This window comes from Paracoccus kondratievae (genome assembly GCF_009301415.1).
GTDB lineage: Bacteria > Pseudomonadota > Alphaproteobacteria > Rhodobacterales > Rhodobacteraceae > Paracoccus > Paracoccus kondratievae.
The window spans coordinates 1324695-1338288 of sequence record NZ_CP045072.1 but is presented as its reverse complement, the minus strand read 5'-3'; the positions used below and the strand labels follow the sequence as shown (position 1 = coordinate 1338288).

The following is a 13594-nucleotide window of genomic DNA, read 5'->3' as shown; positions in this document are numbered from 1 at the left end:
TCAGATGGGGTTTTTGTCATGTCGGGAATGACGGCGCTGCTGCTTATGCTTGCAGCCTGCGCCCAGACCCAGATCCAGCCGATGAGCAAGGATACGTTCAAGGTTGCGACCCGTGCTGCCCCGGCCTGTGGTCCGGCAGGCGCGCGTAACGTTGCCTTCAAATCCGCTGCGATCGAGGTGATCCGCAAGGGCGGCGACAAATTCGTCGTCCTCGGCGATCAAAGTGACAGCGCGGGGCAGGGCGATATCATTGTCGGATTCCAACAAAACTATTCCCGGGGAATGGTGATCAGAATGGTCTCAGATGGCTCGCCCGAGGCTGGGAATGCCCTTTCGGCGCGGGAAACGCTTGGCGCGGACTGGCAGAAAGTCGTGGCAAAGGGGCGTGCCTTCGACCTGCCAGGTGCGGGGCGGGGGGCTGTTGCGCCTAGGCTGCCCGTGATCCGATCAGGATCATGATTGCGCCCAGAACGCAAAGCGCCCCGCCAATCAGATCCCAGCGCGTCGGCACCTGCCCTTCGGTCAGCCAAAGCCAGCCGAGCGAGGCGATGACATAGATCCCGCCATAGGCCGCATAGGCGCGGCCGGCGAAATCCGTGTCCACCCGTGTCAGCAGCCAGGCAAACAGAGCCAGCGAGATCACGCCCGGCACCAGCCACAAAGGGGACTTGCCCAGCCTTAGCCATCCCCAGAAAGCAAAGCAGCCCGCGATCTCGGCCAGCGCCGCAAGAACGTACAGCGCAATCGGCGCAGCCAGCGTCACACGTCCAGCTCTTCAGTGTCCGCGAACTGCGCGTTTTCCTGAATGAACTGAAAGCGCAGCTCGGGTTTTTTGCCCATCAGCCGTTCGACCAGATCGCCAGTCTCACCGCCTTCGTCCTCGTCGATCGAGACACGGATCAGCTTGCGGGTCTTGGGGTTCATGGTGGTGTCTTTCAGGTCCTTGGCGTCCATCTCGCCCAGACCCTTGAAACGCTGCACGTCGATTTTTCCCTTGCCGCCCAGACCCTTGGCAAGCCAGTGCTCTTTCTCGGCGTCATCGGCGACATAGATGCGATATGCACCTTGCGTCAGCCGGTAAAGCGGCGGGCAGGCCAGATAAAGATGCCCCTTGTCGATCAGCGGCCGCATCTGGGTAAAGAAAAAGGTCATCAACAGGCTGGCGATATGAGCCCCATCCACATCGGCATCCGTCATGATGATGATCTTGTCATAGCGCAGATCGTCGATGTTGAACCGCGAGCCCATGCCGACCCCAAGCGCCTGGCAAAGATCGGCGATTTCCTGGTTCGAGCCCAGCTTGGACGAAGCTGCGCCCAGCACGTTCAGGATCTTGCCGCGCAGGGGCAACAGTGCCTGAGTGGTGCGTTCACGCGCCATCTTGGCGCTGCCGCCGGCCGAGTCGCCTTCGACGATGAACAGCTCGGTCCCCTCGCGGTTGGTGGCCGAGCAGTCGACCAGCTTGCCGGGCAGGCGCAGTTTTTTCGTGGCCGATTTGCGGGCGGTTTCCTTTTCCTGCCTGCGGCGCAGCCGTTCCTCGGCACGCAGCACCAGAAAATCAAGGATCGCGCCCGCTGATTTCGTGTCCGACGCCAGCCAGTTATCGAAATGATCGCGCACCGCGCCTTCGACCAGTCGCTGCGCTTCGGTCGTGGCAAGGCGGTCCTTGGTCTGGCCGACAAATTCCGGCTCTCGGATAAAACAGGACACCAGCGCGCAGCCGCCGGTCAGAAGGTCGTCGCGGGTGATCTGCGCCGCCTTCTTGTTGCTCACCCGCTCGCCATAGGCGCGGATGCCGCGCAGGATTGCGGACCAGAAGCCAGCCTCATGGGTGCCACCCTCGGGCGTAGGCACGGTGTTACAATAGGACTGGATGAAACCATCGCGCGAGGGCGTCCAGTTGATTGCCCAATCGACCTTGCCGGGGGTGTTGAATTTTTCCTTGAAATCGACGCTGCCTGAAAAGGGACGGTCGGCATAGGTCGAGGAATTGCCCAGCACCTCGGTGAGGTAATCGGCAAGGCCACCCGGGAAGTGAAAGGTCGCCTCCAGCGGCGTTTCACCGTCGTCGATTTCTGATTTCCAGCGGATTTCGACGCCTGAGAACAAATAGGCCTTGGATTTAACCATGCGAACCAGCCGCGCCGGTTTGAAGCGGTGGTGCCCGAAGATCTGCTCATCCGGGTGGAAGGTTACGGTGGTGCCGCGCCGGTTCGGTGCCGCACCCACCTTTTCGACCGGACCCAACGGCAAGCCGCGCGAGAAGCGTTGTTCGTAAAGTTCCCGGTTGCGGGCGACCTGCACCACCATGCTGTCAGAAAGCGCGTTGACGACCGAGGCACCGACGCCATGCAGACCCCCCGATGTCTGATAGGCGTCGCCTGAGAATTTGCCACCGGCATGCAGCGTGCAAAGGATCACCTCAAGCGCCGATTTTCCGGGGAATTTCGGATGCGGGTCAATTGGAATGCCGCGGCCGTTGTCGCGGATTGTGACCGAGTAATCGGCCAGCAGCTCGACCTCGATACGGCTGGCGTGACCAGCAACAGCCTCGTCCATCGAGTTGTCTAGGATTTCGGCCACCAGATGGTGCAGCGCCCGTTCGTCGGTGCCGCCAATATACATGCCCGGGCGTTTGCGCACCGGCTCGAGTCCTTCGAGCACCTCGATGGAGGAGGCCGAATAGCTTTCGGCAGCCTTATCCGCGGCGGGAAAGAGATCGTCAGCCATGGCACCTGCTCGTCTTGTTCTTCTGAGCAGGCGTTATCTCATGTCCTGCGGTCCGGGGGCAAGGGAAAGTGGATCGCGGGGCGGCTGCCCGCTAGGGATTGTCGTTTCCGGGCCCCGATCAGATGGCATTTCAAGCGGGCTCATCCAGCCGCGCCTGCCACATTTTCTGAAAAGCCGGACGGGACTGGCAAGCCTCAAGCCAGACCTTCAGGGCAGGGAAACGGCCCATCAGCCCGGCATGTCCCTGAGCATAGCGGACCACCTCGGCCAGGTTCAGATCGGCGACGGTAAAGCGGCCGCCGACCATATGGCCGTGGCGGGCAATGTGGTCGTCAAGCACCCTGAACGGGCGCAGCAGGCGTTCGGCAGCCTGGGAAATCGCCTTCTCGGCCTCGGGTGGCCGTGGCGAGCCTTTGCCGAGGTTGGACAGAATCGTCAATGCGTCTTCTTCGATCGAGGTGACGGCGTAAAAGCTCCATTGCAGGATCAGCGCATCCTCGATCGCATCTCCGGGGCCAAGGGGCTGACCGTATTTGCGCGCCAGATGCAGCGTGCAGGCAAAGGATTCAGACAGCACCAGATCGCCATCTTGCAGCACCGGGATTGCCCCTGCGGGGGACAGTTTCAGAAAGCTTTCCGAATGAGTGTTCAGGGGCGCATCAGGCGCATCGGGATTGGCCAGGCGATAGGCCTGAATCACCGGCACCTGTTTGAAGGGCAGGTCAAGTTCATGACAAAGCCAGATGATGCGCGAGGCACGCGAGCGGGTGACGCCATGGATGGTCAGCATGGGTTTCTCCTGATCATGGCTTTGGTGTTGCGCGGTTAAAGCACCTGCGCAAGATAGCGCATCATATTTCCGCCCATGACCTTAGCTATCTGTTCGTCGTTCAGGTCAGCATCCATCAGCGCCTGGGTCAGCGCAACCAGATGAGCCGCATCAAATGGGGCATCGACCGAGCCGTCGTAATCCGATCCGAGTGAGACGTGATCTTCGCCCACAAGCTTGATTGCCGCCGTGATTGCATTGGCAATGTCGGCCGGGGTGCGGCCGCAGACAACATCGGCCCAGTAGCCGATGCCGATCAGGCCGCCCTTTTCCGCGATCTTTTGCAGTAATTCGTCATCAAGGTTGCGCGGGCTCGGGCATTGGCCATGGATCCCGGTATGAGACAGGATCGGCCGCACGCCGGGAATGGTCAGCACGTCGCGCACCACCTGTGGGCTTGCGTGGGCAAGATCGACGATCATGCGTTTGGCGATCATCTCTTCGACAACCTGGCGGCCAAATGGGGTCAGCCCCGAGTTGTCATTGCCTTCTCCATGCAGGCTGCCGCCGAGTTCGTTGTCAAAGAAATGCGTCAGCCCGACCAGGCGGAAGCCCGCACCATAAAGCACCTGCAGATTGCCGATATTGCCTTCGAGGGGATGGGCGCCTTCGGTCCCGAGGATGGCGCCGACGGTTTTTGCGCCGTTCTGCCGCGCTTCGAGCAGGGTCTGGAGATCCTCGGCCGAGCGGATCAGCATGACCTGATCAGGTGCGCGTTCGGCGGCATCGCGCAGAGCCGCCGCCTGAACGAGCGCCCGTTCCTTAAGGCTGAACCAGCTGGGCAGGGGGCGGAGCTGGCCGATAAAAAGGGGGGTAATGTTATCGGGGGCTTCAGCCGAGTTCTGGCTGTAGTTCTGGCCGCGCGGGCTTTTGGTAACAGTAGTAAAAACCTGTACCGCGACATTGCCTTCGATCAGCCGGGGAATGTCGACATGGCCGCGGTCAACGCGTTCGAGCAGGTCACGGTCCCACAGAAGCGCGTCGGAATGCCAGTCGCCGATGACAAGCTTTTGATGCAGGGCCTCGGCTTGTGGCGTCACCGGCCAGCCGGCCTCGGGCATGGTGATCGGGTTCAGTCTTTGTTCGACAAAGGCCGGGCCCCAGATTGCCACGGCAGTGGCTGCGAGAGCCGCCAGCGCCAGAAGCCAAAGGATGATGCGCCGAAGTCTGCGGATCATGCTGTCCCCTTTCCTTGTTTGCGGGCAGCATAGGACAGGTGTCCGGGACAGGCGATGAAAAACTGTCCCGGCTGCCGCCGGGGAAGGGGCTCTGCCCCATCCCTTCGGGATTCCCCGGGATATTTTAACACGAAAGAAGGGGTTAGAGCTTGTTTCGTGTGACCCCGGGGGGTCGGATCAGGCCTCCATCGCCTCAAGTTCGTCGATGAAACCTTCGATCATCGACAGGCCCTTGTCCCAGAACGCGGGGTCTGAGGCGTCGAGGCCAAAGGGGGCGAGCAGTTCCTTGTGGTGGCGCGATCCCCCGGCTGCCAGCATGTCGAAATACTTTGCCTGGAAGTCTGGCAGGCCATCCTCATAGGCGGCGTAGAGTGCGTTCACCAGCCCATCGCCGAATGCATAGGCGTAGACATAGAAGGGCGAGTGGACGAAATGCGGCACATAGGTCCAGAAACTTTCATAGCCCGGCATGAATTCGAAGGCATCGCCCAGCGACTCCGCCTGTACCGACATCCACAGGGCGTTGATATCCTCGGGCGTCAGTTCACCTTTGGCACGGGCGGCGTGCAGTTTGCATTCGAAGTCATAGAAGGCGATCTGGCGGACGACCGTGTTGATCATGTCCTCGACCTTGCCAGCCAGAAGTGCCTTGCGCTGCGCCTTGTCCGTAGTCTTGGTCAGAAGTGCGCGGAAGGTCAGCATTTCGCCAAAGACCGAGGCGGTTTCAGCAAGCGTCAACGGGGTTGAGGCCAGCAACTCCCCCTGCGCAGCTGCAAGCCGTTGGTGGACGCCGTGACCCAGTTCATGGGCAAGGGTCATGACATCGCGTGGTTTGCCAAGATAGTTCAGCAGCACATAGGGGTGAACCGTGGTGACGGTCGGGTGCGCGAAGGCACCGGGGGCCTTGCCGGGCTTGACGCCAGCGTCGATCCAGCCGCGATCGAAAAAGGGCTGGGCGAGATCGGCCAGTTTCGGTGAGAAACCGGCATAGGCGCCAAGGACCGTATCGCGGGCCTCGCCCCATGTGATCAGTCGCGGGCTTTCCGAGGGTAGCGGCGCGTTGCGGTCCCATATCTGCAATTTGTCGAGGCCGAGCCAGCGCGCCTTAAGCCGGTAATAGCGATGCGACAGGCGCGGATAGGCGGCGGTCACGGCGTTGCGCAGCGCCTCGACCACCTCGGGTTCGACATGGTTCGACAAGTGCCGCGCTGTTTGCGGCGTTGGCATCTTGCGCCATTTATCCTCGATGGCCTTTTCCTTGGCCAGCGTGTTGTGGATGCGGGTAAAGAGCTTGATATTTCGGCCAAAGACCTCGGCCAACGCACGGGCACCGGCTTCGCGTCGTGCACGGTCGTGGTCGGTAAGCAGGTTCAGCGTCGCTTCGAGCCCCAGTTCCTCGCCATCCACCTGGAAGGTCAGAGCTGCGGTGGTTTCGTCAAAAAGCCGGTTCCAGGCCGCTGCCCCGACGACGGAATTGTCGTGAAGGAAACGTTCAAGCTCATTTGACAGTTGATAGGGGCGCATAGCGCGCATGCGGTCAAACACCGGCTTGTAGCGTGCAGGACCGTTTGGCGCGGCAAAGATGTCCTCATAGCAGGTGTCGGGAATGCTGTTGAATTCGAGGCTGAAGAACACGAGCCTTGTCGTCGCCGTCGTGATGCGATCCTGCAGGTCGCCCATCAGCTTGGCGCGTTCGGAATCAGTGGTGTTCTGATAATAGCGCAACCCCGCATAGGACATGATCCGGCCGGCGAGGATGTCGATCTGCTGATACCGTTCGATACAGTCAAGCATCTTTTCGGCGTCAAGCGAGGCCAGCTTGCCTTCGTAATCGTGGGCAAAGTCGCTGCAGGCCTGTTCCACCGTCTCAAGATCGCGGGCGAGTTCGGGTGAGTCCGGAGCGGGGTAGAGGTCGCTCAGGTCCCATTCCGGCAGCTTGCCCAGGTCAGGGGCCTCGGCTGCGACAGGCAGGGCATTCTCGTCACGCGGCAGGATACGGTTCACGAAGGTGCAGGCTGATATCATCATTTTCGGTCCTTTCGTATGACCAAGATGTGACCTCTGAATGGCCGGGCTGCAACCCGTCCCGCATCAATTCCACCGGTGTCAAACTGTGGCGGCGGCGTGGAAATGGGCGATGGCTGCCCCAAGAAAACGATTGCGGATGGCGTCACGCTCCATCATCGGTTCGTGGAGGCTGTCGGTCAGTTCCAGCAGGGTGGCTCCGGGCCAATCGGCGGTGCGGCTGCGGATGGCGCGGGGCGAAACGATCCCTTCGCGGGCGCCAAGCGCGATCAGCGCGGGCAGCGCCGGCAAAGGTCGGGCGGCAAGGCGGCGGCATTCCAGGATTGCTGCGCGCAGCCAGCTGTAGCTTGGCCCGCCGATAGCGATATCAGGCCAGGTCGCGGCTTCGGCGACCAGCCGGCCCCAGCGGCGTCCGTCCCCGGTCAGCAGATTGCGGCGGAAGGAATCGAGAAGGACGAAGTTTTCGTCACCACCTGTGGCAGGGGCCGGGCGTTCGCCGCGGCCCAGACGGCGGGCAAGGCCGGCAAGCGCCAGCGCCAAAGGCTCCGGCACGCGGCGCAGATTGATACCCCACATCGGGGCCGAGAATACCACTGTTTGCACCGGCAGCCCGGCTTCAAGTGCGGCAAGGCCGATGGTGCCGCCCATGGAGTGAGCCAACAGATGCCAGGGCTGCGGCAGGTCCAGTTCCTGCGCGGCGACAACCATTTCGACCACGTCGCGCTGGTAATCGGCGAAATCCTCGATATGGCCGGGCCGTTTGTCTGGCTGCAGCCGGTCGGACATGCCCTGTCCGCGCCAGTCTATGGCCAGTACGTCAAAGCCTGCCGCATTCAGATCAGCGGCAACTTCGGCATATTTCTCGATATATTCGGTGCGGCCCGGGAACAGCAGCACTGTTCCCAGGGCGTTGCCCGCTGCCCAATGTGCCAGTCTGAGGCGTACCCCATCCTCGGCGCGGACCCAGAAGGGGCGGGCCGTGGGAAGGGGATCGCCGGGCAGGGTGTTAAAGGGCGCAGGCTTCATGTTTCAGGAGAGCAGGGCCCCCAGTTTCATCGCCGTGCCCATCGAGCCATCGACCCGCAGCTTGCCGGTCATAAAGGCGGTGGTTGGGTTCACATCGCCCGCAAGCAGCCCTTCAAAGGTTTCGCGGCTGGCGGTCAGTGTCACATCGGCTTCGTCATCGGCGGCGCGGGCGCCATTGGTGTCGATATAGACCGAGCCTTCGCCCTCGATGACGAATTTCGCGGTGCCGTCGAAGCCTTTGGCCTTTTCGTCCAGTGCGGCCACGGCAGCATCGACCACTTTGCTCATTCTCGATCTCCTGTTCTCGTGTCTGGAATTAGACGGTAGGGAAAGTTACATGGTGAGTATGCTTGCGCCAGTCCCTCATTTCCACCGTGCCGTAGCGACAGTGCTTCTTCTGGGGCTGGCGGGCAGTTCGTATGCCTGGCAGGCCCCAGGGTTGCCGGTTCATCAGATACCCGTACAGGGAGTGGCCCCGCAAGAAAATTCTCCTGAAAATGAAAGCGATTCGGGTGCTGCGGAGCCACTGTCCGAACCCGCTGCACCAGCCGAGCCCACATCCGAGGCACGCTTGCGCGAGCGTGAGGATCTGGACCTGCTTTTCGTCGAACTGGCCCAGCCCGAGGGCGAGACCTGGGCGCGCGCAGAAACCGATATCCTGCGGATATGGTCCCGTTCGGGCTCGGCAGCGATGGATTTGCTTTACAAGCGCGGTGAGGCGGCGCTGGACGCAGGCGACACGGTCACCGCTATCGGCCACCTGACGGCGCTGACCGATCACGCACCGGATTTCGCCGCGGGCTGGTATCTGCGTTCGGTCGCGCTTTATCTCGATGCGGATTTCGGGCCTGCCCTTGCCGATCTTGAGCAGGTGCTGCGCCTTGAACCGCGCCATTTCAACGCTCTGACCCAGCTTGGCACGATTCTGGAAGAGCTGGGCGATGACGGAAAGGCGCTCGCCGCCTATCGCCGCAGCCTGCAGATCCACCCCCATCAGCAGGATGCGCAGGACGCGGTCCGGCGGCTTGAACAGAAATTGCAAGGCATGGACGCCTGATGAACGATAAATCCCGGGTCACGGCCGTCCTTGGCCCGACTAATACCGGCAAGACCCATTACGCCATAGAACGGATGCTCGCACATCGCACGGGGGTCATCGGCCTGCCGCTGCGGCTGCTTGCGCGCGAGGTCTATGACCGCATCGTCAAGGCGCGGGGTCCTTCGGTCGTGGCGCTGGTCACGGGCGAAGAGCGCATCGTGCCCGAGCGGGTGCAATATTGGGTCGCCACCACCGAGGCCATGCCCGAGGTCGGGGCTGATTTCGTTGCCATCGACGAGATCCAGCTTTGTGCCGACCCTGAACGCGGGCATGTCTTTACCGACCGGCTTTTGCACATGCGCGGCCTGCACGAGACGCTGCTTTTAGGCAGTGACACCATGCGTCCGGCGATTGCCGCGCTGGTGCCGCAGACACAGTTCATGCGGCGTGAACGATTCTCGACCCTGTCCTGGGCTGGCTCGAAAAAGATCAGCCGTATGCCGCCACGCTCGGCTATCGTCTGTTTCTCGGTCGATGAGGTTTATGCCACGGCTGAACTGATCCGCCGTCAAAAGGGCGGCTGCGCAGTGGTCATGGGGGCCTTGAGCCCGCGCACCCGCAACGCTCAGGTCGCCATGTATCAGAATGGCGAGGTGGATTATCTGGTCGCCACCGATGCCATCGGTATGGGGCTGAACCTCGACATCCGCCATATCGCCTTTTCAGCGACCGAGAAATTCGACGGCCGCCGCTTTCGCCAGCTTTTCCCCCATGAGCTTGGCCAGATCGCTGGCCGCGCCGGTCGCCATACCGAGCCGGGGACTTTTGGCGTCACCGGCGATGCCGCCCCTTTGGAAGAAGGGTTGATCGAGGCCATCGAGAACCACCGGTTCGCGCCGATTCAAAGGCTAAGCTGGCGCAACGGGGCGCTTGAATATGGTTCGGTCGAGCGGTTGCAGCAAAGCCTTGAGGCATCCTCGCAATCGGAATGGCTGGTGCGGGGGCGCGAAGCTGACGACCTGCGGGCGCTGAAGGCGCTTTCCGCGATGCCCGAGATTCGCGACAAGGTGACGCATCCCCGCGATGTGCGGCTATTGTGGGACGTCTGTCGTATTCCCGATTTTCGCGCCATTTCTCCGGCAGAGCATGCGACCTTGCTGGCGCGTATCTTTGGTTTCCTGCGTGAAGGTGGCGTGCCCGGGGACTGGCTGGCCGGCCAGATCCGGCGCATAGATCGCGCACAAGGCGATATCGACACATTGTCGAAACGCTTGGCATATATCCGGACCTGGACTTATGTTGCCCAACGATCCGGCTGGGTTTCGGATGAAAGTCATTGGCGTGCCGAGACGCGCGCGGTAGAAGATCGATTGTCGGACGCGTTACACGCGGCCCTGACACAAAGATTCGTGGACCGGCGCACATCAGTGCTGCTGCGCCGGCTCAAACAGAAGGAGAGCCTTTTGGCCGAGGTGAATGACAAGGGCGAAGTGACGGTTGAGGGCGAATTTGCCGGCCGTCTGGAGGGCTTCCGCTTCCACGCCGATCCAAACGCGACCGGAGACGAGGCGCGGATGCTGCAGCGTGCTGCCTATGAGGCGCTGCGGCCCGAGTTCCATCTGCGCGCCGACCGGTTCTACAACGCGCCGGATACCGAGCTGGACTTCACCGAACAGGGCGGCCTGATGTGGGGCAGCTCGGCGGTGGGCAAGCTCGTCAAGGGGGGCGAGGCGCTGAAACCGGGAGTCGAAGCCTTCGTTGACGAAGAAGCAGGCCCCGAGATCACCGAAAAGGTGCGCCGCCGTCTGCAGCATTTCATCGACCGCAAGATCGCGACGCTGTTTGAGCCGCTGCTGGCGTTGCGTAATGACGAAACGCTGTCGGGCCTTGCCCGCGGCTTTGCCTTCCGCCTTGTCGAGGCACTGGGCGTTCTGCCGCGCGAAGGCGTCGCATCTGAGGTCAAGGAGCTTGACCAGGACGCGCGCGGGATGTTGCGCAAACATGGCGTGCGCTTTGGCCAGTTCACCATCTTCCAGCCAGCCCTGCTGAAACCGGCGCCTACGCGGCTGCGGCTGGTGCTCTGGGGCCTTGATCAGGGGCTGAGCGAATTTCCTGAAAACCCGCCTCCGGGCCTTGTGACCATTCCGAACCTGCCCGATGTGCCCAAGGGCTATTACACGCTTTCGGGCTATCATCCGGCGGGCGAACGGGCGATCCGTATCGACATGCTCGAACGGCTGGCTGATATGCTGCGCACTCAGGACAGCCGTGGCGGTTTTGAGGCGACGCCGGACATGCTGTCGATCACCGGCATGACGCTAGAGCAGTTCTCGGGCCTGATGCGTGGTTTGGGCTATCGCGCCGAACGTGGTGAACGTCCCAAGGTTCGCGCTGCGGCCGAGCCGGTGGCTGATCCCGCGCCCGAGGCCGGAGAGCATGCCAACCCGCTGACCGAAGAGGAAAGCGTTCTCGCAGCTGAAACCCGCGCGCAGTGGGAGGCCGAGCAGGCCGCCCGCAAGGCCGAGGAAGAGGCAGCCTCGGGCGCTGAAGGGGCTGAACCTGCTGCTTCTGGCGAAGAGGCTGAGGTTGAGGTGTTTTATACCTTCACCTGGGCTCCGCGTCCGCGCAATCGCCGCCCTGAGCGGGGTGAGCGGCCGCAGGGTCAGCAAGGGCAGGGCCGTCCGCAAGGTGAGCGTGGCCCGCGCCGTGACCGTGAGAACGGGGCCGAGGGTGGCAAGCGTGAGGGTAAGCCCTTTGAGGGTAAGCGTCGCGGCGAGTCGGGTGAACGTGGACCCAAGGGTAAGCCTCGGGGCAAGCCGCGCCACGATGGGCCCAAGAATTTTGAGGCGCGTCCTCCGCGCGCTGAAAAGCAGGCCGATCCCGACAGCCCCTTCGCCATTCTGGCCGCGCTCAAGAATAAAACGTGAGCGCAGGCGACAGCGGAGCAATCCGGCTTGACCGTTGGCTGCACCATGCGCGGCTGTTTCGTACCCGGACGCTCGCTGCCGATGCAATCGGCGCGGGCGGCATCCGGGTGAATGGCCAGCCTTGCCGTAAACCGGCGCAGGTGGTGCGGGGCGGTGACACTGTCACCGTCTCGGCCCATGGGCGGGTGCGGGTGCTGCGGGTCCTGCTTTTGGGTGAGCGGCGCGGCCCGGCAAGCGAGGCCGCGCTGTTATATGAGGAAATCGAATCCTAGCCGTTTGCCTTGGGGTGGGGCGGTCAGGAACCCGGTTCTGCCCCTGCGGCCCGTGACGGAATGACATCCCGTGCCGGCCGGTCCCGGGCTGTATCCCCGTCTTTTCCTTAGTCCCGGCCTTGATTGATGCCGGCCGCGGGCGTAACTAGCCGATCAGGAAACAGGAATATCGCGCCATGACCTATGTCGTTACCGAAAACTGCATCATGTGCAAATACACCGACTGCGTCGAGGTTTGCCCGGTAGACTGTTTCTATGAGGGCGAAAATACGCTGGTCATCCATCCCGACGAATGCATCGACTGCGGTGTTTGCGAACCTGAATGCCCGGCCGACGCCATCCGCCCCGATACCGAGCCGGGGATGGAAACCTGGGTCGAGTTCAACCGCAAATATGCCGAACTCTGGCCGGTGATTACCCGCAAGAAAGACCCGATGCCCGGCTATCAGGAAATGGATGGTCAGGCCGGCAAGCTGGAAAAATATTTTTCGGAAGCTCCTGGCGAAGGCGATTGATGCCCGATTTTTGGGGCATGTTGTCCGTTTGCGGTGCTCAGCGACTGTGATCATTATGCACCAATGGGGCTTTTCACCTGTGTCGTGCTGGCAACATCCAGGTCGAAGGGCTAGTTCAGTCTCGTGATGGGCGCAGATGATTCGTCTTGGATCATGTCCCGGCCCTTTTGGTGTGTTGGGTTGCGAGTATCTGAGTTTCCAAGGTTTTTTCGCATCGAACAGGTCGGACGCTGCTTTGCAGCGAGCCTTTGAAACAAGGCGAATTATGTGTTATGGTGCGGCCATCCCGCGCCGGATGGGTTGCTTTTCGTAGCCCGTCCGGCGCCGCTGCCTGTCCTGATCGTCTGCCCGATCGGAAGCGCAAGAATAATAATCCCGGCCTGTAAGGAGGGACTCTCCCTCCTTTTGGGCCTTTTGTGCCGCGCCGTGGCGCAACTGCGAAGGAAGCCCAATGTCGAAAGCCAAGAAGACCGAATTCCGCCCCGATGATTTTGTGGTGTATCCGACTCACGGCGTGGGTCGGATCGTATCAATTGAAGAGCAGGAAGTCGCAGGGCTGCGACTCGAAATGTTCGTCATCTCCTTTGAAAAGGACAAGATGACCCTGCGTGTGCCGACCGCCCGTGCGACCGAGATTGGCATGAGGGGCCTTTCGACCCCCGACCTGGTCGAGCGTGCTTTGGACACTCTTAAGGGCAAGGCCCGCGTCAAGCGCGCGATGTGGTCGCGCCGTGCGCAGGAATATGAGCAAAAGATCAACTCGGGCGATCTGATGTCGATTGCCGAAGTGGTTCGCGACCTGCATCGCAACGACGATCAGCGCGAGCAATCCTATTCCGAGCGTCAGCTTTACGAAGCCGCTCTGGACCGTCTGACCCGCGAAGTCGCCGCCGTCAGCGGCATGGACGAAGCAGGCGCGCAGAAAAAGGTCGATGCGGTCCTGACTGCCCGCGCAGCCTAAGCGCAAGCATATGTCATGAAAAAGGGCGCCCGACCGGGCGCCCTTTTTCATTTCCGCCAAAGCGTGCCGGGCAGCACTGCCGCCCGGCGCTG

13 protein-coding genes are annotated in these 13594 nt (G+C 61.8%); 6 read left to right on the top strand and 7 right to left on the bottom strand.

What is annotated here, in order from left to right; genetic code table 11:
• Nucleotides 1-18: 18 nt before the first annotated feature.
• Nucleotides 19-459: a hypothetical protein gene (locus tag F8A10_RS06645; protein ID WP_193668089.1), complete on the top strand. Its 441-nt coding sequence runs from the start codon at nucleotides 19-21 to the stop codon at nucleotides 457-459.
• Here F8A10_RS06645 and F8A10_RS06640 read toward each other — a convergent pair.
• The 7 genes from F8A10_RS06640 to F8A10_RS06610 form a co-directional block, all read right to left on the bottom strand.
• Nucleotides 428-763: a YnfA family protein gene (locus F8A10_RS06640; RefSeq protein ID WP_010392358.1), complete on the bottom strand. Its 336-nt coding sequence runs from the start codon at nucleotides 761-763 to the stop codon at nucleotides 428-430. The two genes, F8A10_RS06645 and F8A10_RS06640, sit on opposite strands and share 32 nt — an antisense overlap.
• A complete protein-coding gene (gene parE, locus F8A10_RS06635) occupies nucleotides 760-2730 on the bottom strand; it encodes a DNA topoisomerase IV subunit B (protein WP_010392356.1) in 1971 nt (656 codons plus the stop codon). Before parE ends, F8A10_RS06640 begins: the two co-directional genes overlap by 4 nt.
• Before the next feature lie 130 nt (nucleotides 2731-2860).
• Nucleotides 2861-3520, bottom strand: a complete 660-nt coding sequence (locus F8A10_RS06630) for a glutathione S-transferase family protein (protein ID WP_152366955.1) — start codon at nucleotides 3518-3520, stop codon at nucleotides 2861-2863.
• A gap of 35 nt (nucleotides 3521-3555) precedes the next feature.
• Nucleotides 3556-4737, bottom strand: coding sequence for a dipeptidase (locus F8A10_RS06625; protein WP_152366954.1), 1182 nt, complete (start codon nucleotides 4735-4737; stop codon nucleotides 3556-3558).
• Nucleotides 4738-4914: 177 nt separating this feature from the next.
• Nucleotides 4915-6765 (bottom strand): M3 family oligoendopeptidase, encoded by a 1851-nt coding sequence (locus F8A10_RS06620; RefSeq protein ID WP_010392350.1) that lies wholly within the window; start codon nucleotides 6763-6765, stop codon nucleotides 4915-4917.
• A gap of 78 nt (nucleotides 6766-6843) precedes the next feature.
• Nucleotides 6844-7788, bottom strand: a complete 945-nt coding sequence (locus F8A10_RS06615; RefSeq protein WP_010392349.1) for an alpha/beta fold hydrolase — start codon at nucleotides 7786-7788, stop codon at nucleotides 6844-6846.
• 3 nt (nucleotides 7789-7791) lie between these two features.
• Nucleotides 7792-8076, bottom strand: coding sequence for an SCP2 sterol-binding domain-containing protein (locus F8A10_RS06610; protein ID WP_010392346.1), 285 nt, complete (start codon nucleotides 8074-8076; stop codon nucleotides 7792-7794).
• A 49-nt stretch (nucleotides 8077-8125) separates the two neighbouring features.
• On the opposite strand from F8A10_RS06610, the gene F8A10_RS06605 reads away from it, so the two are divergent.
• The 5 genes from F8A10_RS06605 (at nucleotide 8126) to F8A10_RS06585 (ending at nucleotide 13502) form a co-directional block, all read left to right on the top strand.
• Entirely contained in the window at nucleotides 8126-8845 is a 720-nt protein-coding gene (locus F8A10_RS06605) for a tetratricopeptide repeat protein (RefSeq protein WP_029371275.1), read from the top strand.
• A complete protein-coding gene (locus F8A10_RS06600; RefSeq protein WP_010392342.1) occupies nucleotides 8845-11754 on the top strand; it encodes a helicase-related protein in 2910 nt (969 codons plus the stop codon). The genes F8A10_RS06605 and F8A10_RS06600 overlap by 1 nt, the downstream gene beginning before the upstream one ends.
• The gene (locus F8A10_RS06595; RefSeq protein ID WP_010392340.1) at nucleotides 11751-12026 is read left to right on the top strand and encodes an RNA-binding S4 domain-containing protein; all 276 of its coding nucleotides are present in this window, start codon (nucleotides 11751-11753) and stop codon (nucleotides 12024-12026) included. The genes F8A10_RS06600 and F8A10_RS06595 overlap by 4 nt, the downstream gene beginning before the upstream one ends.
• Nucleotides 12027-12202: 176 nt before the next feature.
• Nucleotides 12203-12541 carry a ferredoxin FdxA gene (gene fdxA, locus F8A10_RS06590; protein ID WP_010392338.1) on the top strand — a complete coding sequence of 113 codons (339 nt, stop codon included), beginning with the start codon at nucleotides 12203-12205 and terminating at the stop codon, nucleotides 12539-12541.
• A gap of 451 nt (nucleotides 12542-12992) precedes the next feature.
• Nucleotides 12993-13502, top strand: a complete 510-nt coding sequence (locus F8A10_RS06585) for a CarD family transcriptional regulator (RefSeq protein ID WP_010392337.1) — start codon at nucleotides 12993-12995, stop codon at nucleotides 13500-13502.
• Nucleotides 13503-13594 lie beyond the last annotated feature (92 nt).

What these genes read in the sequence shown, in the direction of transcription:
- F8A10_RS06645 (WP_193668089.1), top strand. Translation starts at nt 19, where the DNA reads ATGTCGGGAATGACGGCGCTGCTGCTTATGCTTGCAGCCTGCGCCCAG.
- parE (WP_010392356.1), bottom strand. Translation starts at nt 2,730, where the DNA reads ATGGCTGACGATCTCTTTCCCGCCGCGGATAAGGCTGCCGAAAGCTAT.
- F8A10_RS06630 (WP_152366955.1), bottom strand. Translation starts at nt 3,520, where the DNA reads ATGCTGACCATCCATGGCGTCACCCGCTCGCGTGCCTCGCGCATCATC.
- F8A10_RS06625 (WP_152366954.1), bottom strand. Translation starts at nt 4,737, where the DNA reads ATGATCCGCAGACTTCGGCGCATCATCCTTTGGCTTCTGGCGCTGGCG.
- F8A10_RS06620 (WP_010392350.1), bottom strand. Translation starts at nt 6,765, where the DNA reads ATGATGATATCAGCCTGCACCTTCGTGAACCGTATCCTGCCGCGTGAC.
- F8A10_RS06615 (WP_010392349.1), bottom strand. Translation starts at nt 7,788, where the DNA reads ATGAAGCCTGCGCCCTTTAACACCCTGCCCGGCGATCCCCTTCCCACG.
- F8A10_RS06610 (WP_010392346.1), bottom strand. Translation starts at nt 8,076, where the DNA reads ATGAGCAAAGTGGTCGATGCTGCCGTGGCCGCACTGGACGAAAAGGCC.
- F8A10_RS06605 (WP_029371275.1), top strand. Translation starts at nt 8,126, where the DNA reads ATGGTGAGTATGCTTGCGCCAGTCCCTCATTTCCACCGTGCCGTAGCG.
- F8A10_RS06600 (WP_010392342.1), top strand. Translation starts at nt 8,845, where the DNA reads ATGAACGATAAATCCCGGGTCACGGCCGTCCTTGGCCCGACTAATACC.
- fdxA (WP_010392338.1), top strand. Translation starts at nt 12,203, where the DNA reads ATGACCTATGTCGTTACCGAAAACTGCATCATGTGCAAATACACCGAC.
- F8A10_RS06585 (WP_010392337.1), top strand. Translation starts at nt 12,993, where the DNA reads ATGTCGAAAGCCAAGAAGACCGAATTCCGCCCCGATGATTTTGTGGTG.